This window comes from Tenacibaculum pacificus (assembly GCF_027941775.1).
GTDB classification, from domain to species: Bacteria; Bacteroidota; Bacteroidia; order Flavobacteriales; family Flavobacteriaceae; genus Polaribacter; species Polaribacter pacificus_A.
This window is the reverse complement of the sequence record NZ_CP115917.1, coordinates 497,575-519,191: the sequence shown is the minus strand read 5'-3', so window position 1 is coordinate 519,191 and position 21,617 is coordinate 497,575. Positions and strand designations below refer to the sequence as shown.

The following is a 21,617-nucleotide window of genomic DNA, read 5'->3' as shown; positions in this document are numbered from 1 at the left end:
ATATTGAAATTCAAAAAATATGCATGTAGCAATTGCCGGAAACATAGGTGCAGGAAAAACCACATTAACCAATATATTAGCAAAACATTATGACTGGGATCCTCATTATGAATCAGTAGATGATAATCCGTACTTAGATGATTTTTATGCTCAAATGGAGCGTTGGTCTTTTAACTTACAAGTTTTCTTTTTAAATAGCCGTTTTCGTCAAGTTTTAGAATTAAGAGAATCTGGAAAAAAAATAATTCAAGATAGAACTATTTACGAAGATGCTCATATTTTCGCACCCAACTTACATGCAATGGGATTAATGACTAATCGTGATTTTGGTAATTATTCTTCATTATTTGAATTAATGGAAAAGTTAGTTACACCTCCTGATTTATTAATTTATTTACGAGCAGACATATCTACCCTTGTAGGTCAAATTCACAAACGTGGTAGAGACTATGAAAACTCTATTAGTATTGACTATTTAAGTAGACTAAACGAACGTTATGAAGCTTGGGCTAGTGGTTACAAAAAAGGAAAACTATTAATAATTGATGTTGACAATTTAGACTTCATTAATAATAATGAAGATTTAAAATTTATAATTGATAAAATAGACGCTCTAATTAACTAATTATTTTAGGGTTCTTTTAAATTCACTTAATAAAATAGCAGTTGCTGTGGCAACATTTAAACTCTCAGTTTTCTGAATTTCACCAAACCGTGGAATCGTTAATTTATGCTTTACAATTGCTGCTATTTCATTAGATATTCCATTAGCTTCGTTCCCCATAACTAAAACTGCTTTTTTAGGTAAAGTTGCTTCATATATATTTTCTCCATCCATATCTGCAGTATAAACTGCTAATTTAGTATCAGTCAAAAAACTTGGTAAATCGACATAAGAAATATTTACCCTAGTTAAAGACCCCATAGTTGATTGTACTACTTTTTGATTATAACAATCCACCGTATTTTTAGAACAAACTAACTCCGTAACACCAAACCAATCACATAAACGAATAATAGTTCCTAAATTACCAGGATCATTTACTTCATCTAAAGCAATCGTTAAATTCGTTTCACTTATTGTATTTTCTACTGGAATTTTAAATAAACCTAAAACTTTGTTCGGATTTTTTAAAGTACTAATTTTCTTCAAATCATTTTCTGAAATAATAGTACTTTCAACATTAGTAGGTATTTCAAAAGAAGTATCTACTGTAAAAATATGCGATGTTTCTAATGATGAATTTAATAATTCTCTCACCACTTTTATACCTTCAGCAATAAATAATTGATGTTTTTGTCGATACTTTTTTTGCTGTAAACTCGTTATTAATTTTAGGTTGCTTTTAGATAAACTCATTATTATTTTTTTAACATATTATAACCACTAAAAAACAGTATTTTTGATACTTAATACCAGCCGTAAAGTTAATGAAAAAACTTTCTTTCTTCTTTCTATTAATAGTCTTATTCAGTTAATGTAGTACGATAAAATTTGTTAAAAAAAATGAATTATTACTCGCTAAAAACACTGTTTATATTGATAGTATAAAAAACACCAGTGGAAATATTGCTGAATTATTAATGCAACGTCCTAATGCTAAGGCTTTAGGAATTCCTTTATCATTATATTTTTATAACTTAGGAAACCCTGTAGGAGCTAAAACTCCTGCTAAATGGGCTACAGAAAAACCAAATACTTACGCTTTTTTTAAAAAGTTTTTTTCTGAAAAACAAAGTATTTCAGTAGCAAATACTGCTATTGGAATTAATGAATGGTTTTTAAATAGCGGACAAGCACCTATTATTATTGATGATAAAAAAACAAAAAAAACTATTACAAATTTAAATGCCTATTTTCAAACAGAAGGTTATTTTAGATCAAAAGTAACCTCAAAAAAAGATACTATTCAAAATAAAAAAGGTAGCATCTCATATATCATAACAAAAGGAAATCCTTCTTTTTTAAACAAAATTAAAACTAAAATAACCTCCCCTATTCTTGACTCTTTATATCAAAAATCAGAAGAAAAAAGTTTTCTTAAATCTGGTGATCAATACAAAGATGAAAACTTTATCAAAGAAGCGAATCGTTTAGTTAATTTATTTAGAGATAAAGGAATTTATCATTTTAATGAAAATTATATATCGTTTGAAAATGATACGCTACAAAATTATCAAAAAACAAATGTAGCTGTTAAAATTTCTGATAGAATTATTCCTTTTAAAGTTCAAAAAATAAAGAGAATAAATGTATACACTGACTATACATACAATAAAAAAGATTCAATTCATAAAGACACTGCTTTATACAATGGAGTTCGATTTTATGCTCATAAAAAATTAAAATACAATCCTAAAATATTATCACAATCATTATTTATAAAACCAAATACTGTATATAGCGACTTATCTAACAACCTAACAAGAACACATTTAAGGGGCTTAAGAAATTTTAAAACTACCTCTATTCGTTATCATGAATTAAATGACCGTGAATTAGAAGCAAACATTTTTTTAACACCTATTGAAAAATACACCTTAGGTTTAGACACTGAATTATCTCGTTCTAATATTCGAAATTTTGATGTTTCTCTAAAATATTCTTTAACAAATAGAAATACTTTTAAGGGTGCTGAAATATTTAAAATATCAACTTTTGGTTCTTATTTTAATTCAAATAATGGTCCTGGTTGGGAAATTGGTGCTGATGTTACTTTAGAAGTACCTCGTTTTGTTGCGCCTTTTGGCTTACAAAGTCTTATTCCTAAAAAAATGTTTCCAAAAACAAAATTTTTAATTGGTGGAGCTAATCAAAAAAATATAGGATTAGATAATCAAAATATCACTGTCGGTTTAGATTATAAATGGAAATACAACAAACAAAAAACACTTCAATTAGAGTTATTTAACACCCAGTATATTCGAAACTTAAATGTTGATAATTATTTTAATATCTATTCTTCGGAATATTCAAAACTAAAAGAAGTAGATACTGCTAACACCAATCATACATTACCACCTAACGAACCAAGTAACTCTTCTGGAATTTTAGAATTTATAAGAAACGTTTCACAAGATGGAATTTTCAAAGCATCAAATCCTTTAGAATACCAAAATAATCTTAATATTTTTAATAGATATAATATTATTACTTCTGATTTTTTAATTCCTGAAATAGCTTTTAGCTATACATATAATAATCAACAAAATACAAAAGATACTAATTTCTCTTTTGTAAAATTTAGAGTTGCTAATTCTGGAAATTTCATGGGTATTTTATCTAAAAAAACAAATACTTGGAACCAAAAAACAGTTTTTAAAACACCTATTGCTCAGTATTTTAAAACAGATATACAGTATAAAAAATATTGGAATTTAGGAGATAATACCGTTTTAGCACATAGAACTTTTTTAGGTGCAATTATTACTTACGACAACTCTAGTATACCTTTTTCTCGTAGTTATTTTGCTGGTGGATCTAATGATATTAGAGCTTGGAAAACTTACGATTTAGGACCAGGAACTCGTGCACCTGGTTTAGAATATAATATTGGTAGCTTAAAATTTTTATCTAGTTTTGAGTATCGTTTTAACGTAATTGGTTCTTTAAAAGGTGCTTTATTTGTTGATGCAGGAAATATTTGGGATATCACCAATTCTAGTTTTACAGATGAAAAGGCTAAATTCAATAATATAAAATCATTAACTGACATAGCTGTTGGTGCAGGTTTTGGAATTAGGTATGATTTTAACTTTCTAATTGCTAGAGTTGATTTTGGCTTTAAAATGCATGAACCTTATCTAAAAAATGACAGATGGTTTAAAAACTTTAACTTTTCAAACCGTGTATTAAACATCGGAATTAATTATCCTTTTTAAAATTTAATGCTCACATACTGTTATTTTTGACAAATACGTTTAAAATTCCTTATTTTTGACCCGCTAAATACAACTAAAAACATATAAAATGGCTCATACGATTAAAGCTGGAGTTGCTACCGGAAAAGAAGTTCAAGCAATATTTCAATTAGCAAAAGATAAAAAATTTGCATTACCTGCTGTAAACGTTGTAGGTTCTAACACTGTTAATACCGTTTTAGAAACTGCAAAAGAATTAAATGCACCTGTAATTATTCAGTTTTCTAATGGTGGTGCTCAATTTAATGCTGGTAAAGGCTTATCGAATGAAGATGAAAAAGCAGCAATTTTAGGTGCTGTAGCTGGAGCAAAACATGTTCACTTATTAGCAGAAGCTTACGGAATTCCTGTAATTTTACATACCGATCATGCTGCTAAAAAATTATTACCTTGGATTGATGGTTTACTAGATGCTAGTGAACAATTTTATAAAGAAACAGGAAAATCATTATATAGTTCTCATATGATTGATTTATCCGAAGAACCTATTGAAGAAAATATTGAAATTTGTAAAGCATACCTTGCTCGTATGAGTAAAATAGGAATGACTTTAGAAATTGAATTAGGTATTACTGGTGGTGAAGAAGATGGTGTTGACAATTCTGATGTTGATGTTTCTAAACTTTATACACAACCTGAAGAAGTTGCTTACGCATACGAAGAATTAATGAAAGTTAGCGATCAATTTACTATTGCTGCTGCTTTTGGTAACGTTCACGGAGTTTACAAACCTGGTAATGTAAAATTAACTCCAAAAATTTTAAAGAACTCTCAAGAATATATTTCTAAAAAATATGCTGTTGCTGATAATACTATCGATTTTGTTTTTAATGGAGGATCAGGTTCTACTTTAGAAGAAATTAGAGAAGCTATCGGTTATGGAGTTATCAAAATGAATATTGATACTGATTTACAATATGCTTTTACAGAAGGAGCTCGTGATTATATTTTAGATAAAAAAGATTATATAGCAAGTCAAATTGGTAATCCTGACGATTCAGAACAACCTAATAAAAAACATTACGACCCACGTAAATGGTTACGTGAGGGTGAATTAACATTCAAAACTCGTTTAAAAAAGGCTTTTGAAGATTTAAATAATGTAAACACATTATAAACATTTTAATTTTTAATATTCAAGCACTTAGAATCTTCTAAGTGCTTTTTTATTATTTATAATAATATAAAGTTCGCAAAAATAATTTACATTTGTAGCCTGCTCTTTTCTTAAAATGAATGAGTTAATCACTAACGAACAACAAAATATAAACAAAATATAAACTAAACTATGGCTTGGTTTAAACGTAAAGACAAAGGAATTCAAACTCCTACAGAAGAAAAAAAAGATACTCCTAAAGGCTTGTGGTACAAAACACCAAGCGGTAAGGTTATTGATACAGAAGAATTAAAGAAAAACTTATATGTAAGTCCTGAAGATGGATATCATGTTCGTATTGGAAGTAATGAATATTTTGAGCTTTTTTTTGATGACAATAATTTTGAAGAATTAAATTCAGATTTAACATCTAAAGATCCTTTAAAATTTGAAGACACCAAAAAATATCCAGATCGTTTAAAAGCGGCACAAAAGAAAACTGGATTAAAAGATGCTGTTCGTACAGCAGTAGGTAAATCAAATAATAAAGACATAGTAATTGCTGCTATGGATTTTGCTTTTATTGGAGGATCAATGGGTTCTGTGGTAGGAGAAAAAATAGCAAGAGCTATTGATTATGCTATCGAAAATAAACTTCCATTCTTAATGGTTTCAAAATCTGGAGGAGCACGTATGATGGAAGCTTCTTTATCATTAATGCAATTAGTAAAGACTTCTGCGAAGTTAGCCCAATTGGCAGACTCAAAACTTCCGTATATATCATTATGTACTGATCCTACTACAGGAGGAACAACGGCTTCATTTGCAATGTTAGGTGATATTAATATCGCCGAACCAAATGCTTTGATTGCTTTTGCAGGACCTCGTGTTGTAAAAGATACTACAGGTAAAGAATTACCTGAAGGTTTTCAACGTTCTGAATTTGTATTAGAACATGGTTTCTTAGATGCAATTTACGAGCGTAAGCAATTAAAAAAACAAGTTAACTTATATATCGATTTGATACAGAATCAACCTATAAGAGCCTAAATTTAAAAGTCAGCATTTGCTGGCTTTTTTGTTTTTTATCAATACAAAAAACACTTATACTGATACATTTCAACTAAAATTTTATTTGTACCTTTGCAACTTCAATGAATAGCTCATTGATGTACATAAAAATCATTTAAATAATATTGGAATGTATTTAACTAAAGAAGTAAAAGAAGGATTATTCGAAAAACACTGTAAAAGCAAAACTGATACAGGAACTTCGGAAGGACAAATTGCATTGTTCACTTTTAGAATTAACCACTTAACTGAACACTTAAAAAGAAATCGTAAAGATTTTAATACTGAGCGTTCATTAGTGAAAATGGTAGGAAAACGTAGAAGCTTACTTGATTACTTAAAGAAAACTGAAATCAACAGATATCGTGCGATTATCGTAGAATTAGGAATTAGAAAATAATTCTCAAAAAAAGAGGCTCTATAAACGTGCCTCTTTTTTATTTTAAAAAAATTCATTTCTATCTAACTAATAGAAATTTATATAAAAAACTCAAAATTTTTAACAACAATTTTGAATTTCCATTGCAACAAAACAACAACACAACAACAAACAATTTAAAAATTTAGAATTAAAATTTATGATTCCAAAAGTATTTAGAGAGGTCATTGACCTAGGAGATGGAAGAACCATTTCATTAGAAACGGGTAAATTAGCAAAACAAGCCCATGGTTCAGTTGTTGTTCAAATGGGAAAAGCAATGTTGTTATGTACTGTTGTATCTAGCTACAAAGCAGGAACAGTTGATTTTTTACCTTTAACGGTAGATTATAGAGAAAAATTTGCTGCCGCAGGTCGTTACCCTGGTGGTTTCTTTAAAAGAGAAGCAAGACCAAGTGATGGTGAAGTATTAACAATGCGTTTAGTAGACCGTGTTTTACGTCCATTATTTCCAAAAGATTATCATTCTGAAGTACAGGTAATGATTCAATTAATGTCTCATGATGAGGATGTTATGCCAGATGCATTAGCAGGTTTAGCAGCTTCTGCAGCTATTCAATTATCTGATTTTCCTTTCGAATGTCCTATTTCTGAAGCACGTGTTGCTAGAGTAAATGGTGAATTTGTAATCAACCCAAACAGAGCACAATTAGCAGAATCTGACATCGATATGATGATTGGAGCTTCAGCTGATTCAGTAATGATGGTTGAAGGTGAAATGGATGAAATTTCTGAAGAAGAAATGGCTGAAGCAATTAAATTTGCTCGTGAATCTATTAAAATACAATGTGCTGCTCAAGTTCGTTTAGCTGAAGCTTTCGGTAAGAAAGAAACAAGAGTTTACGAAGGAGAAAGAGAAGACGAAGCATTAGCTGAAAAAATAAATGAACTTGCTTACGATAAGTGTTATGCTATCGCTAAAAAAGGAACATCAAAAGTAGAACGTACAACAGCTTTTGCTGAAGTAAAAGAAGAAGTAAAAGCTTCATTTACTGAAGAAGAATTAGCTGATTATGGTGATTTAGTTGGAAAATATTTCAATAAATCTCAAAAAAGTGCTGTTAGAGAATTAACTTTAGCTGAAGGTTTACGTTTAGATGGTCGTAAGACTGACGAAATTAGACCAATTTGGTGTGAAGTAGATTATTTACCATCAACACATGGTTCATCAATATTTACTCGTGGAGAAACTCAAGCATTAGCTACAGTTACTTTAGGAACATCTAGAGATGCTAACAAAATAGATATGCCATCTTACGAAGGTGAAGAGAATTTCTATTTACATTATAACTTCCCTCCTTTTTGTACAGGTGAAGCAAGACCATTAAGAGGAACTTCTCGTAGAGAGGTTGGTCATGGTAACTTGGCTCAACGTGGTTTAAAAGGAATGATTCCTGCTGATTGCCCTTATACAGTAAGAGTTGTATCTGAAGTATTAGAATCTAACGGTTCTTCTTCTATGGCAACTGTTTGTGCTGGTACAATGGCTTTAATGGATGCAGGTGTTAAAATGACAAGACCAGTTTCTGGTATTGCTATGGGATTAATTTCTGACGGAGATCGTTACGCAGTTTTATCTGATATTTTAGGTGATGAAGATCATTTAGGTGATATGGACTTTAAAGTAACTGGTACTTCTGAAGGAATTACTGCTTGTCAGATGGATATTAAAGTTAAAGGGTTAGGATACGAAATTTTAGTAAATGCTCTAAAACAAGCTCGTGCAGGTCGTTTACATATCTTAGGAAAATTAACTGAAACTATTTCTCAATCTAACGAAGAAGTTAAAGAACACGCTCCTAAAATGATTAACCGTCGTATCCCTAATGATATGATTGGTGCATTTATTGGACCAGGTGGTAAACATATTCAAGAATTACAGAAAGAAACAGGAACTACTATTGTAATTACTGAAGATGCTGTGACTGAAGAAGGAATTATCGAAATTTTAGGAACTGATCCAGCAGGAATTGAAAAAGTAACTACTCGTATTGAGTCTATGCTTTTCAAACCTCAAGTTGGTAGTGCTTACGAAGTTAAAGTAATTAAAATGTTAGATTTTGGTGCTGTTGTAGAATATGCAGAAGCTCCAGGAAACGAAGTTTTATTACATGTTAGTGAATTAGCATGGGAACGTACAGAAAATGTTTCTGACGTAGTTAAAATGGGTGATGTATTTGATGTAAAATATTTCGGACTTGACCCAAGAACTCGTAAAGAAAAAGTTTCTCGTAAAGCATTGTTACCAAAACCAGAAGGTTTTGTAGCAAGACCACCAAGAGAAAATAAGCCTAGAGATAACAGAAGTCGTGATGACAGAAAACCTAGAGCTCCAAGAGAACCTAGAGAAGTAAAAGAGGTTAAAAAAGAAGATTAATTTTCTTTTTTAAGTAACTTTTTTAAATAAATATTAAAACCGCCAAATTATTTTTGGCGGTTTTTTTATGCTTAATAAATAATCAATTCTAAAAAATTGTTCTTTAAAAATCAGATTGATATCTGAAGAAAAACTAAAAAGAATTAAAAAGGAATCATTAAATAACAACTCTTTTTTAGTTTCTTTGTACTCATTTTTATGAAAACACAACAAACTACATATTTATCAATAGGAACAAATAAAGGTAATCGATTAGAAAACCTTCAAAATGCAATCGATTTAATTGCTAGTAAAATTGGTGTTGTACAACAAATTGCTTCCGTATATGAAACGCCTTCTTTAGGTTTTGATGGTGCTGATTTTTACAATACATGTATTAAAGTTTCTACTTATTTATCTCCTCAAAATCTTATTAAAAAAGCACTTGCTATAGAATCTGAATTAGGAAGATTAAAAAAGAATACAAGCGGATACGTAGACAGAATTATTGATATAGATATTCTTTTATTAGATGATAAAATTATTTTATCAGAAGATCTTATTATTCCACATCCAAGAATGTTAGCTCGTAAATTTGTGTTAGTTCCTTTGATAGAAATTGCAAAAAACACAATACATCCAAAGGAAAAAAACCTTTACATAATTGCCTAGATAATTGCCAAGATGATTCTGAAATAACAATTATTGATGAGCAATTAACAAAACCAATTACTATTAACCAAAAATATAATTACATTGCTATAGAAGGAAATATTGGCGCAGGAAAAACATCTTTAGCTAATTTAATAGCTAACAATTTTAATACAAAACCTGTTTTAGAACATTTTGCTGATAATCCTTTTTTATCAAAATTTTATGAGGATAATGAGCGTTATGCTTTTCCTTTAGAAATGAGTTTTCTTGCTGATAGATATCAACAATTAACAGATGATTTAGCTAAATATAATACAAAAAATGGTGTTATTTCTGATTATTATATATTTAAATCATTAATTTTTGCACAAGTTACATTACAAAATGATGAATATCTCTTGTATCAAAAAATGTTTAATTTAATATATCAGAAAATTCAAAAACCTGATTTATATGTGTATCTATATCAAAATACCGAACGATTATTAGAAAATATTAAAAAACGAGATAGAAAATACGAACAAAATATTGAAGCTGATTATCTTCAAAAAATACAAGATAGTTATAATGATTTCATAAAAAAAACACCAAAACTAAATATTTTAGTTATTGATGTTTCTAATTTAGATTTTGTAAATAATTCAGAAGATTATCAATTTATCATCAATAAAATATATAATCATACAACATAAAAAAAGCAGCTTAAAAGCTGCTTTTTATTATTTTCAAGACCTTTTAAGTCTATTTTTTCAATTCTAATTTTTCTGCAAAATAATCACAAAAATCTCTCATAGTAGCACCCATTTTATCATCATTAGTTGCTCTTTCAAATGAACCAGCCATTGATACTAATGTTTGATGATAAAATTGCTTCATTTCATCAACAGGCATATCCTTGGTCCATAAATCCATACGTAAAGTATCTTTTTTCTTATGATCCCAAACCGATAACATAATCGCCTTAGAAGATTCATTATCAATTCCACCATCTTCTGCATTCCATGAAATTTCTTCAGGGATTTTGTTTTCGTCTAATCCTATTGTAAATGTTACTTTAGATGTGTGCTCTATCGCCATTATTTCTTTGGTTTATAGTTTGATTTTCTGAAGATTTCCTCTTCATTTTTCTGTAATAACTCTTGCAAAGATACATCATTCTTTTGCATGTACGAACGGACTATTTTCCAACCAATAAACTCCCCTATTCTCCCAGGAGATTGGCTATCTTCTTCCATATAGAACTTAGAAAAAGGCGCAATATCTAAAAAACGCACATCCAATTCTTTATGAGTACTATACAGCATATTTTTTTCGATAAAATATTTCCAAATTTGAGCTTCATTACTTTCTGCCCAACGCATTTTATCTGCTGAATAACCTATTTTAAGAGAATCTGATACTGTTGGTAAATACGCATCTAACACATACATTTTCTTACCTTTATAAATCATTTTCTCTACAAAATTTCTTGGTTTTTTAGAAAATTTATGAGCATTTAAAATTGTTTTAGCTACATCAACAATAATCTGTTCTTTCTCATTATTCTGTTTTATATAAGCAGGATAATCATTATAAAAAGGATGTTTTTCACCTAAATAAGCATCCAAAGAAATCAACAATAAACTATCAGCAAATACGATGCGATTTTCATAATCGATATTTGTTAACATTGTTATTACTCGTGGTGTTTTAGATTTCGGATTATAATATTTTAAATACTTAAAAAACGAATTTAAATCAGTAGTTAAGCCATTTATATCAGAAAAAACTTTTTGTGTTTCGTTATATAATTCTCTTTCATCTTTATTATTTATTTTATTTATCCAAACGCTGTCTGGTTGTTTTGGAAATAAAAAAGGATATTTAAGTTTTGTTTTATCTAAATCGGTAGCTGTTGTTTTATAAAAATCAACATCAAACCTATCTACTTTTACATTAACTTCTATATTCGATACATCTACTTTTAATTTAGAATTAACCTCTTTTTTACAAGACAGCAACCCTAAAACTAAAATAGATAGTGCTAAAATTTTTCTCATGAACTTTAGTATATTTACATTTAATATTATAACGTCGAAATTACTAAAATAGTTTATATCATTTTGATATAAACCCTTATAAAATATAGTTGATTATGAATACGCCAAAAGTTTCTGAACATATTGTAAAATGGTTAAAAGAATACGCTACTAAAGCTGGTGTAAATGGTTTTGTGCTAGGTATTTCTGGCGGTATAGATAGCGCTGTTACTTCAACGTTATGTGCTGAAACTGGTTTACCTACTTTATGTGTTGAGTTACCTATTCATCAAGCAGAAAGCCAAGTAAACAGAGCAAATGAACATATTAAACAATTAAAAGAACGTTATAGCAATGTTAGTGAAGTTGAAGTTGATTTAACTACGACTTTTGAAGGTTTTAAAAATGTTGTTCCTGAAGTAGAAACATCAGCAAAAACTGATTTAGCTTTAGCAAATACTCGTGCTCGTTTGCGCATGACTGCCTTATATTATTTTGCAGGATTACACGGATTACTAGTTGCTGGTACAGGTAATAAAGTAGAAGATTTTGGCGTAGGTTTTTACACCAAATATGGTGATGGCGGCGTAGATTTAAGCCCTATTGCTGATTTAGTAAAATCGGAAGTATATGCATTAGCTGCACATTTAGAAGTTCCGAATTCTATACAAAATGCTCAACCTACGGATGGACTTTTTGGCGATAGCAGAACAGATGAAGACCAAATAGGTGCTTCATATGATGAATTAGAATGGGCAATGAAAATGTTAGATTTAGGAAAAACAGAAAATGATTTTACAAACAGAGAATTAGAAGTTTTTAAAATTTACACTCGATTAAATCGAATTAATCAACATAAAATGATTCCTATTCCTGTTTGTAAAATTCCTACTGATTTAAAGTAGGTTAACTAAAATCATTTGGCGTTTAATCTTTTGATAAGCGCCTTTTTTACTACCGTTAGAAACTTCTAATGGTAATACAATTAGTAGCCATAATAATTCTAAAAATTGTATTATTTTTTTCATAATTTACTGTGATTTTTCAGGTCAAAACTACAAAAAAGCTACTATAAAACAGCATAGGAAAAACCCCTTAAAAAATAACAGCACTAAACTACGCGATTTAACTTATCAAAAAGACGCTTTTTTAAATCAGTATAATTTGATATTTCTTCTAAATCAAGTACCGCTTTTTGTGTTTGTACTTCGTGCATTATTTCTTTAATTTTTTCTTCTATTAAAATTCTTCGTAAGTTTAAAACTGCATCAGAAACTAATTTAGGTAATACTTTAATCGCTGTTGTAACTACAATTTCTTTACGCTCCCAATCACTTAACGAATATTTTTCTTCATCCATTAAAATATTGGTTACTAAACTTGCTATTTCTTGATTTTCATGCATTATCAATCTATCAATCGAAATTTTTTCATCCTGATTTAATTGATGTACTAATTGATAATACGTTAATTTAAAAATTTCATCAGCAAACTCAATTTCATCTTCTTGTAAATTTAAATACAATTCATTAGAAACCGTATTTTGATATTCTTCTTTTTCTAAAAAAGGACGTCCTTTTTCATCAACTGCATCTACCCAATTTACAAAATCGACAACTTCATTACCGTACAATAATAATATTCTGATAATTTCTTTTTCAAGAATATGTAATTGATTTATTTTTTCACGCCCTTTTCCACCTCCTTTTATAACTCCCATAGAAGCTTGTGTGGTTTCTGAATAAGATGGCGTTGGCTGATTTGAGCTTCGTTTATTAGAATTTGTTACACTTTTATTTAATAATTGTGCCAATTCACTAAATAAAACTTGTTCCGAAATATCCATAATACGAGCACATTCTTGTACATATACTTCTCGCTGAATTCCATCAGGAATTTTTGAAATACTCGTTACAATATCACGAATTAAACCCGCTTTTTTTACAGGATCATTCTTTGCTTCTTTCATCAATAAAGAAACTTTAAATTCAATAAAATCTTGCGATTTATCTTTTAAAAACTGTTTTAATTCAGTTGTTGAATGAGATTTTGCAAAACTATCAGGATCTTCTCCTTCAGGAAAAGAAACTACTTTGACATTCATTCCTTGCTCTAAAATCAAATCAATACCTCTCATAGAGGCTCTAATTCCTGCGGCATCACCATCAAATAAAACCGTAATATTTTTTGTCAAACGATTTACCAATCGAATTTGATCCGAAGTAAGTGCCGTTCCTGAAGAGGCAACAACATTTTCAATTCCTGATTGATAAAAAGAAACAACATCCGTATAACCTTCTACTAAATAACAATTATCTTGTTTAGCGATTTCTTTTTTAGCTTGATAAAGTCCGTATAAAATTTTACTTTTATGGTAAATATCACTTTCTGGTGAATTTAAATATTTTGCTGCTTTTTTATCATTGGTAAGAATTCGACCTCCAAAACCTAAAATACGCCCCGACATACTGTGAATAGGAAACATAACACGTCCTTTAAACCTATCAAATTTTTTATCAGTTGCGCCACCTTCTTTAACAATGGTTAACCCTGTCGATTTTAAATATTTTAAATCGTAGCCTTTTGATAAAGCCACATTGGTAAAATTATCCCATTCATCTTTACAATATCCTAATTCAAATTTTTCAATAATATCTTCTCTAAAACCTCTTTCTTTAAAATAAGATAATCCGATAGCACGTCCTTGTTGGCTATTCATTAATAAATCATGAAAATAATCTTTCGCAAATTTAGATGCCAAAAACATACTTTCTCGTTCATTAAGTTGTTCTTTTTGCTCGTCAGATTGTTCGGTTTCTTCTATTTCAATGTTGTACTTTTTAGCCAACCATTTTATAGCTTCGGGATAAGAATAATGTTCATGTTCCATTAAAAATGAAACTGCATTCCCTCCTTTTCCGGTACTAAAATCTTTCCAAATTTGTTTTACTGGCGATACCATAAATGACGGTGTTCGCTCATCGGTAAACGGACTTAGTCCTTTAAAACTGCTTCCTGATTTTTTTAATTGTACAAATTCGCCTATTACCTCAGCTACTTGAGCAGATTCAAAAACTTTATCTATTGTTTCTTGAGTTATCATATTGTTGTAGAATACAGCTCACAAAGATACTCGATTTAAAGCTTCTTTTTATTTAAAAAAATATCTTGTAAATTTTAGCTGATAAAACCATATAAATAGATAGCTTTGTTAAAAACCCCCGATTATGAAAATAAAAATACCATTCTATTTTATACTTTTTATCACTTTAAGCTTAACAGCACAAGAAACAATTATAATTCCTGACATTGGTTTAGAAGAATGTTTAATCGATTTAGATATTGATTCCAATGGTTTAAACGGAAATATTTTAGTTAGCGATGCTAAATATGTAGTTAATTTAAATATAGATGATCCGATTACAAATAAATTATTACCCAATGTACATTCAAAAATTAGAAATTTAACAGGACTTGAAAGTTTTCCGAATTTAAAACGATTAGATTGTTTTGGTAATAATATTACTAAAATAGATTTATCTAAAAGTACTTCGATTACTTTTTTAAATTGTAGTGAAAACAAAATTAAAACTCTTGACCTTAGTAAAAACAACAAATTAGTTTATGTAAGTTGCGATAGTAACAATTTACAAACTTTAATTTTAGGAGATAATCCTAATCTTGAAAGTGTGTATGCTAGTTATAATAAATTAACAAATTTAGATGTTTCTGGCTGTCCAAAATTGGAAACATTAGATGCTTCTGGAAACAAAATAAATACTATTGTTGTAAGTTCTGATAAATTAAATACTATTCCTGAAGCGTGGTATAAAGATGAAAAAACGGTTTATAACACTACAAATTCAGCTATTTTAAAACCAACTGTTACTAAAGTTGCTCCTATTGTAACTCCTAAGAAAGCAGTTGTAATTCCTGTAAAAACTCATTCCGAAGAATTTAAACAAAAAGTTATTGCAGAGTTTGAATCTGAAGTATTAAATGAAGCTTATTTACAAAACATCAAAAATAAATTAATAAAAACTTATAATTTAAAACCTGATGAAATAGAGTCTTGGATAAAAAAATATAATAAACGAATTAATTATTAAAAAAATAATTTGAAGCAATTTCCTGCTTTCCGCACTCGCTTTTTTTGTTTAAAAAAAACAAAAAAGAGCTCAAACAATTGCTTCAATCAGGGCTAGGCATTTTAGTTTATTTTGATATTTTAAAATAATAATTAATAAAAGTAGTACATCTATAAAACAAAAAAACCATCAAATATTGATGGTTTTTTTTAGATATAAACGTCATGCTGAATTTATTTCAGCATCACATAAAACTAAGAACTAAGGCAAATCAGGATGCGAAACTGAAATAAATTCAGTTTGACAGATTTGATTTCTCAGCCATAAAAACTTGTTTAAATAAAATTTAAGACACTGCTTTTAATTTCTTAATTCCTGATTTTGTTATTTTAGATTCTGCATATTCTTTGGTAATAATTAATTCTTTTTCATCAGAACTAGGCATTTCGAACATTGCATCTGTTAAAATAGCTTCACATAATGAACGTAATCCACGTGCACCTAATTTGTATTCTATTGCTTTTTCTACAATATATTCCATTGCTTCTTCTGATAAAGAAAAGGCAATATCATCCATAGCAAATAACTTTGTGTACTGCTTAATTAAAGAGTTTTTAGGCTCTGTTAAAATGGCACGTAATGTTTTTGCATCTAAAGGATTCATGTAACTTAATACAGGTAAACGTCCAATAATTTCAGGAATTAATCCAAACGATTTTAAATCCGAAGGAATAATATATTGTAATAAATTAGTTTCATCTACTTTATCTTCATCAATTGAAGCGCTATAACCAACTGCTTGCATATTTAAACGCTTACTGATTATTCTTTCAATTCCTGAAAAAGCACCACCAGCAATAAATAAAATATCTTTGGTATTTACTTCAATAAATTTTTGATCTGGGTGTTTTCTTCCTCCTTTAGGAGCAACATTTACAACCGATCCTTCTAATAATTTTAATAAAGCTTGTTGTACTCCTTCTCCTGAAACATCACGAGTAATTGAAGGATTATCACCTTTACGAGCTATTTTATCAATTTCATCAATAAAAACAATTCCTCTTTCGGCTTTGTCTACATCATAATCAGCAGCTTGTAATAAACGACTTAAAATGCTTTCAACATCTTCACCAACATATCCTGCTTGAGTTAAAACAGTGGCATCAACAATAGAAAAAGGTACGTTTAACATTCTAGCAATTGTACGAGCTATTAATGTTTTACCAGTACCAGTTTCACCTACTAAAACAATGTTAGATTTTTCAATTTCTATATCATCTTCGTCGTCTTTAATTTGTAATAATCTTTTATAGTGATTATATACAGCTACCGACATTCCTTTTTTAGTTTCGTCTTGCCCAATAATATATTCATCTAAAAATGCTTTAATTTCTTTTGGCTTTTTTAGGGTTAAATCTTTTGGTAAACTTGATTCTATTGCTTCAGTTACTTCTTCTTCTACAATTCCGTGAGCTTGCTCAATACATTTATCACAAATATGGGCATCCATACCAGCAATTAATAAATCTGTTTCTGGCTTTTTACGCCCACAAAAGGAACATTGTAAGTTTTCTTCTTTCGACATTTGACTAACTTGTTATTCTCAATTATTAAAAAAAATGAAACTCTTTTTATAGCTTACGTATAAAAAGAGCCATTAATTGTATTGGTAATTAAGAAAAATTATTTTCTTTTTAAAATTTCATCTACCATTCCGTAAGCTTTCGCTTCATCGGCTTTCATCCAATAATCTCTATCAGAATCTTCTTGTACTTTTTCAAAAGTTTGCCCTGAATGATCTGCTATAATATCATATAATTCAGTTTTTAACTTTCCTATTTCTTTTACGGTAATTTCCATATCAGAAGCTTGACCTTGTGCACCTCCCATTGGTTGGTGAATCATAATACGTGAATGTGGTAACGCAGAACGTTTTCCTTTAGCACCAGCACACATTAATACAGCTCCCATAGAAGCAGCCATACCTGTACAAATTGTAGCTACATCTGGCTTAATAAATTGCATTGTATCGTAAATACCTAATCCTGCATACACACCACCTCCTGGAGAATTGATATATATTGAAATATCTTTATTAGCATCTACACTTTCTAAGAACAATAATTGCGCTTGAATTACATTTGCTACTTGGTCATTAACACCAGTACCTAAAAAGATAATTCTGTCCATCATTAAACGAGAAAAAACATCCATTTGAGTAATGTTCATTTGACGCTCTTCCATAATGTATGGCGTTAAACTACTTGTAATTTTACCTAAATATGTACTATTTATACCGTGCTCTTTTGTTGCGTATTTTTCGAATTCTTTTCCGTAATCCATTTTGAAAATGTTTTTTGGGTTATAATTATGTAAATATAAGAACTATTTAGTTAGTATATCAATACAGTTTATACCTAAAAAAACCTGAATATTAATTCAGGTTTTTAAATATCTAAATAGTTTACTTAACTATTATTTGTAAACTTCTTGAACAAAGTCTTCATAAGAAACTTCTTTTGTATCAAAAGTCATTTTTTCTTTATAAAAAGCTAATAATTTATGGCTAATTAATTGAGATTGTAACTTATGAGCTTCTTCTTGATTTTGTAAAACTCTACCAACGATATCGTTTAATTCTTTCTCCTCTGGATTATTATTACCAAATTGTGCCATTTGCGAACGAACAAATCCTTTAGCATACTCTACTAATTCAGGGTATTCTAATTTGATTTCGTTATCTCTCATAACCTTTCCTTCGATTAATTGGTAACGTAATCCTTTTTCAGATTTATTGTATTCAGCAGCAGCTTCATCAATAGTTAATTCTTTTTCACCTGCAGTTTGTAACCATTTTTGTAAAAATGCTGATGGTAAATCGAATTTAGTATTCTGAACTAAATTTTCAGTAATTGCGTTTAATAATTGCTGATCAGCATGTTGTTCGAATTGCTTTTCAGCATCTTCTTTAATTTTACCTTTTAATTCAGCAGTAGTAGTTACACTTCCATCAACAAATAATTTATCAAATAAATCTTTTTCTAAAGGAGCTGGTTCCGTTTTTGTAACTTCATCAATAGTAAAAGATACGTTAACATCTAAAGCGTGAACAGCTTCATGAGGAACACCTAAAACTTCTTGTAATTTATGAGCGTCTTCAAATAAACCTTTTGTTCCTAATTCTAAAACATCACCTGCTTTAGCACCTACAAACTTCTCTAAGTTTGCTTTTCCGTTAATTTCTTTTACAGAAACAGTTGCTTTTTGATTAATTTCTTTTGCTTCGTTAACAAAAGTACCAGTTACATTTGCTTCTTCATTTGCAGCATCAACAGGTAATTGACTACCAAAACGAACTTGGATATTTTCAATTTCTTTATCAAGTAATTCATCTGTTGCAAAAATACTATATTTAGTAATATTTTTTGCAGGAGCTAAATCTACATCAAATTCAGGAGCTAATCCTAATTCGAATTCAAAAGAAAAATCTTTATCATTCCAGTTAAAATCTTTATTTGCTTTTGGTAAAGGATTTCCTAAAAGATCTAACTTTTCTTCTCCTAAAAATTTATTTAAAGATTGTTGTACAAGTTTATTTACTTCTTCTACAACGATTTCTATTTCGTGTTGTTTTTTAATTACATCCATAGGCGCTTCTCCTTTTCTAAAACCAGGATGTGTCGATTTTTTACGACGCGCTTCTAATTCAGTATTTACCTTTGCTTGATAATCTTCAGCAACGATATCTATCTTTACAACTGCGTTTAACGCATCTACATTTTGTTTTGTAATATTCATCTTTAAATATATTTCTTTAAAATCGGGTGTAAAATTAGTTTATTTTTACCTTTTCTACAAAAGGTTTGAAAGTCTTTCGTTTTCAGTTATTTTTCATCTTCTTTTAATAAAGAAAACAAAAAAGATCTGAATACTGATAACAACACACTAAACAAAAGTGCTGTAAAAAATCCGTTTACTTGAAAACCTGTTATAAGGTTTCCTGCTAATAATATAATAATTGCATTGATTACAAATAAAAATAATCCAAGCGTTAAAATTGTTGCAGGTAATGTAAAAAACACCAATAACGGACGTACAAACATATTTAATAATGCTATTACAACTGCTACAATTATTGCTGTAACATAACTACCAACATAAATTCCTGGTAATATATTTGCAAGTATTACAACTGCTAATGCTGTTAATAGTATTTTTAAAAATATTTTCATTTGTTAACTTTTTTAGTGTGCCATTTTATTTAGTGCGATAATTATACCAAATATCAAAGACTGCTATTTTGTCATGTTTATTATCTATTAGTTAAAAAATCTTAAATAAAAATAATATTAATATTCTTCCATTATTTAAGTGATAATAAAAAATAATACGTAAAAACCTCACAGATTTTTAAATGCTGTGAGGTTTTTTTTATTAATAAGATAAAATCAAAAATATTTGAATTTATTTATTTTAGAATAAAATTGATTACCTCAGCATAAAAATCTTTTGGATTTTCAGCATGTAACCAATGTCCTGAATTTGCTATACTTACAATTTTTGAATTCGGAAAATGTGCACTAATAATTGGTTCTTCATTTACAGAAATATATCCTGAATTAGCACCTTTTAAAAATAAAGTTTCACCTTCAAAAACAGTAAATGATGGCAACGGCTCTCCTACTTCATTATTGTTTTCTGTTAACGATTTCAAATTAAAACGAAATGCTAACTCTTCTTTTGTTTTTCGATATACACTTTTCAATAAAAATTGTCGAATTCCTGGTTCTGGAATTAAAGAAGTTAATTGCTCTTCAATTAATTTTCGAGAATTTTGTACTGTAAAATCAACAGAATTTAATGCGTCTAAAATATCGTGATGATGTGGCGGATACATTTTTGGAGAAATATCTGCAATTACTAACTGCTCTACCAAATCAGGATATTCGGTTGCAAATAACATCGCTGTTTTACCTCCCATTGAATGCCCTAATAAAATAACATCTGTTAAATTATGATGCTCAATATACCTATGTAAATCTTCCACCAATACTTCGTAATAAAAATCATCAGAATGAAAACTACGTCCGTGATTTCGTTGATCTATTAAATGTACTTCAAAACCATCTTCAGCAAATTTATTGGCATGAGTTTTCCAATTATCACCCATACCAAAGTATCCGTGCAAAATTAACAACGGCTTTCCTTCTCCTACTATTCTAGAATGTAAAATTTGCATATATCAATTTAAATTATCCTTTTAATTTATTAAGATACATATTCACGACATTTTCTAATCCTAAGTATAAAGATTCAGAAATAAGCGCATGTCCAATAGAAACCTCTGCTAAATTCGGTATGTTTTGTTTGAAAAACTTAATATTTTCTAAACTCAAATCATGTCCTGCATTAATTCCTAAGCCTAATTTATCTGCTAAAATAGCTGCTTCAGTGTAAGGTTTTATTGCATCTTTATTTCCTAAAGCGTATTGAGTTGCAAATTCTTCGGTATATAATTCAATTCTATCAGCACCAGTTTTTGCAGCAGCTTCAATCAATTTTAAATCTGTATCAATAAAAATTGAAGTCCTTATTCCGTTATTTTTAAATTCGGCAATTACTTCTTCTAAATAAGATTGATTTGCAACGGTATCCCAACCTGCGTTAGATGTTAACGTATCAACACTATCAGGTACTAAAGTTACTTGAGTTGGCTTTATTTCTAAAACCATTTTCATAAATTTATCTATCGGATTTCCTTCAATATTGTACTCTGTAGTAACTATTGATTTTAAATCATATGCATCTTGATAACGAATATGACGTTCATCAGGTCTTGGATGAATTGTAATTCCTTCTGCACCAAAATTTTCGATATCGGTTGCTACATGTAATAAGTTAGGTGTATTTCCACCTCTAGAGTTACGTAACGTAGCTATTTTATTTATATTTACACTTAACTTTGTCATCTCAT

Annotated in this window: 21 protein-coding genes; 10 read left to right on the top strand and 11 right to left on the bottom strand. The window is 29.2% G+C overall.

Features of this window, described 5'->3' with window-relative positions:
• Window positions 1–19: 19 nt before the first annotated feature.
• Window positions 20–625 carry a deoxynucleoside kinase gene (locus PG913_RS02350; RefSeq protein WP_271231461.1) on the top strand — a complete coding sequence of 202 codons (606 nt, stop codon included), beginning with the start codon at window positions 20–22 and terminating at the stop codon, window positions 623–625.
• Here the strand turns inward: PG913_RS02350 and PG913_RS02345 are convergent, their stop codons facing one another.
• Window positions 626–1,360: a TrmH family RNA methyltransferase gene (locus tag PG913_RS02345; protein WP_271231460.1), complete on the bottom strand. Its 735-nt coding sequence runs from the start codon at window positions 1,358–1,360 to the stop codon at window positions 626–628.
• Between the two features lie 128 nt (window positions 1,361–1,488).
• On the opposite strand from PG913_RS02345, the gene tamL reads away from it, so the two are divergent.
• The 7 genes from tamL (at window position 1,489) to PG913_RS02315 (ending at window position 10,229) form a co-directional block, all read left to right on the top strand.
• Entirely contained in the window at window positions 1,489–3,882 is a 2,394-nt protein-coding gene (tamL, locus tag PG913_RS02340) for a translocation and assembly module lipoprotein TamL (RefSeq protein ID WP_456300669.1), read from the top strand.
• 88 nt (window positions 3,883–3,970) lie between these two features.
• On the top strand, window positions 3,971–5,038 hold the full coding sequence (gene fbaA / locus PG913_RS02335; RefSeq protein WP_271231458.1) for a class II fructose-bisphosphate aldolase: 1,068 nt from the start codon (window positions 3,971–3,973) through the stop codon (window positions 5,036–5,038).
• Between the two features lie 171 nt (window positions 5,039–5,209).
• Window positions 5,210–6,067 (top strand): acetyl-CoA carboxylase, carboxyltransferase subunit beta, encoded by an 858-nt coding sequence (gene accD, locus PG913_RS02330; RefSeq protein ID WP_271231457.1) that lies wholly within the window; start codon window positions 5,210–5,212, stop codon window positions 6,065–6,067.
• Between the two features lie 151 nt (window positions 6,068–6,218).
• Complete coding sequence (gene rpsO, locus PG913_RS02325) at window positions 6,219–6,488, top strand: 30S ribosomal protein S15 (RefSeq protein ID WP_271231456.1); 270 nt, start codon at window positions 6,219–6,221, stop codon at window positions 6,486–6,488.
• 178 nt (window positions 6,489–6,666) lie between these two features.
• Window positions 6,667–8,904, top strand: a complete 2,238-nt coding sequence (locus PG913_RS02320; protein ID WP_271231455.1) for a polyribonucleotide nucleotidyltransferase — start codon at window positions 6,667–6,669, stop codon at window positions 8,902–8,904.
• 198 nt (window positions 8,905–9,102) lie between these two features.
• Window positions 9,103–9,555: a 2-amino-4-hydroxy-6-hydroxymethyldihydropteridine diphosphokinase gene (gene folK, locus PG913_RS12845; RefSeq protein WP_333780778.1), complete on the top strand. Its 453-nt coding sequence runs from the start codon at window positions 9,103–9,105 to the stop codon at window positions 9,553–9,555.
• Window positions 9,477–10,229: a deoxynucleoside kinase gene (locus PG913_RS02315; protein WP_333780809.1), complete on the top strand. Its 753-nt coding sequence runs from the start codon at window positions 9,477–9,479 to the stop codon at window positions 10,227–10,229. Before folK ends, PG913_RS02315 begins: the two co-directional genes overlap by 79 nt.
• 49 nt (window positions 10,230–10,278) lie before the next feature.
• Here PG913_RS02315 and gldC read toward each other — a convergent pair whose 3' ends face one another.
• Together gldC and gldB are read right to left on the bottom strand one after the other, a co-directional pair.
• Window positions 10,279–10,614 (bottom strand): gliding motility protein GldC, encoded by a 336-nt coding sequence (gene gldC / locus PG913_RS02310; RefSeq protein ID WP_271231454.1) that lies wholly within the window; start codon window positions 10,612–10,614, stop codon window positions 10,279–10,281.
• Window positions 10,614–11,576, bottom strand: a complete 963-nt coding sequence (gene gldB, locus PG913_RS02305) for a gliding motility lipoprotein GldB (RefSeq protein ID WP_271231453.1) — start codon at window positions 11,574–11,576, stop codon at window positions 10,614–10,616. The genes gldC and gldB overlap by 1 nt, the downstream gene beginning before the upstream one ends.
• A 95-nt stretch (window positions 11,577–11,671) precedes the next feature.
• On the opposite strand from gldB, the gene nadE reads away from it, so the two are divergent.
• Entirely contained in the window at window positions 11,672–12,460 is a 789-nt protein-coding gene (gene nadE, locus PG913_RS02300) for an NAD(+) synthase (protein ID WP_271231452.1), read from the top strand.
• On the opposite strand, the gene PG913_RS02295 is transcribed toward nadE, so the two are convergent.
• Both PG913_RS02295 and dnaG read right to left on the bottom strand, forming a co-directional pair.
• Complete coding sequence (locus PG913_RS02295) at window positions 12,452–12,583, bottom strand: hypothetical protein (RefSeq protein ID WP_271231451.1); 132 nt, start codon at window positions 12,581–12,583, stop codon at window positions 12,452–12,454. The two genes, nadE and PG913_RS02295, sit on opposite strands and share 9 nt — an antisense overlap.
• An 83-nt stretch (window positions 12,584–12,666) precedes the next feature.
• Complete coding sequence (gene dnaG, locus PG913_RS02290; RefSeq protein ID WP_271231450.1) at window positions 12,667–14,658, bottom strand: DNA primase; 1,992 nt, start codon at window positions 14,656–14,658, stop codon at window positions 12,667–12,669.
• A gap of 124 nt (window positions 14,659–14,782) precedes the next feature.
• On the opposite strand from dnaG, the gene PG913_RS02285 reads away from it, so the two are divergent.
• Window positions 14,783–15,664 carry a leucine-rich repeat domain-containing protein gene (locus tag PG913_RS02285; RefSeq protein ID WP_271231449.1) on the top strand — a complete coding sequence of 294 codons (882 nt, stop codon included), beginning with the start codon at window positions 14,783–14,785 and terminating at the stop codon, window positions 15,662–15,664.
• 325 nt (window positions 15,665–15,989) lie between these two features.
• Here PG913_RS02285 and clpX read toward each other — a convergent pair whose 3' ends face one another.
• From clpX to PG913_RS02255, 6 genes are all read right to left on the bottom strand, one after another.
• Window positions 15,990–17,228, bottom strand: a complete 1,239-nt coding sequence (clpX, locus tag PG913_RS02280; protein ID WP_271231448.1) for an ATP-dependent Clp protease ATP-binding subunit ClpX — start codon at window positions 17,226–17,228, stop codon at window positions 15,990–15,992.
• 98 nt (window positions 17,229–17,326) lie between these two features.
• Window positions 17,327–17,986: an ATP-dependent Clp endopeptidase proteolytic subunit ClpP gene (gene clpP / locus PG913_RS02275; protein WP_271231447.1), complete on the bottom strand. Its 660-nt coding sequence runs from the start codon at window positions 17,984–17,986 to the stop codon at window positions 17,327–17,329.
• 132 nt (window positions 17,987–18,118) lie between these two features.
• Window positions 18,119–19,441: a trigger factor gene (locus tag PG913_RS02270; RefSeq protein WP_271231446.1), complete on the bottom strand. Its 1,323-nt coding sequence runs from the start codon at window positions 19,439–19,441 to the stop codon at window positions 18,119–18,121.
• Between the two features lie 86 nt (window positions 19,442–19,527).
• A complete protein-coding gene (locus PG913_RS02265) occupies window positions 19,528–19,875 on the bottom strand; it encodes a phage holin family protein (RefSeq protein ID WP_271231445.1) in 348 nt (115 codons plus the stop codon).
• 236 nt (window positions 19,876–20,111) lie between these two features.
• On the bottom strand, window positions 20,112–20,882 hold the full coding sequence (locus tag PG913_RS02260; RefSeq protein ID WP_271231444.1) for an alpha/beta fold hydrolase: 771 nt from the start codon (window positions 20,880–20,882) through the stop codon (window positions 20,112–20,114).
• Between the two features lie 13 nt (window positions 20,883–20,895).
• Window positions 20,896–21,612 carry a pyridoxine 5'-phosphate synthase gene (locus PG913_RS02255; RefSeq protein WP_271231443.1) on the bottom strand — a complete coding sequence of 239 codons (717 nt, stop codon included), beginning with the start codon at window positions 21,610–21,612 and terminating at the stop codon, window positions 20,896–20,898.
• Between the last annotated feature and the right edge of the window lie 5 nt (window positions 21,613–21,617).